General features: G+C 67.8%; 1 protein-coding gene. It reads left to right on the top strand.

Annotated elements, in window-relative coordinates; genetic code table 11:
* Positions 1–309: hypothetical protein (locus F2Q65_RS19595; RefSeq protein WP_170265822.1), on the top strand; the 309-nt coding region annotated here is incomplete at its 5' end.
* Between the last annotated feature and the right edge of the window lie 142 nt (positions 310–451).

Here is a 451-nt window from a genome sequence, read left to right as displayed (position 1 = left end):
ATGAACGCAGCGGCGGTGTGCGCCAACAGCCAGCACTTGCAGGCACGCTTTGCCCGTGAGCACGGGCCGCGGGTGCAGGCGTTGCAGGCCAAGCTGCACCGGGGCGAGCGGCTGGATGAGGCGGACCACGGGCACCTGGCGGCGTTACTGGAGGATGCGCTCTCGGCGCGGGCACTGGCGGCGGCGGAGACCGCGTGCCTGGGGTTGTACCGGCGCGGGACGCAGGACTATGCCCGTCTGATGCGCCACGCCCTGCTCAACGAGCGCACGGCGGTTGTGGGTGATTGCCGTTGCGACGGGGTGCGTTGAGGGAGTGGTGACGCAGCGGTTCGGCATTTCCACGGAGAACTTCGGGTAACCCTTGTCCCCGGGGTTGGCCGGCCCGATGCTCCGAGCCGTCCGGACGTGAACTCGATACCATCCTAACTTGAGGTGACTGCCATGAGTGAAG

Origin of the sequence: Thiohalocapsa marina (assembly GCF_008632335.1) — a bacterium.
In the GTDB taxonomy this organism is placed as follows: Bacteria; Pseudomonadota; Gammaproteobacteria; order Chromatiales; family Chromatiaceae; genus Thiohalocapsa; species Thiohalocapsa marina.
The sequence above is the reverse complement of the archived record's forward strand: the minus strand, read 5'-3'. Positions and strand labels throughout refer to the sequence as shown.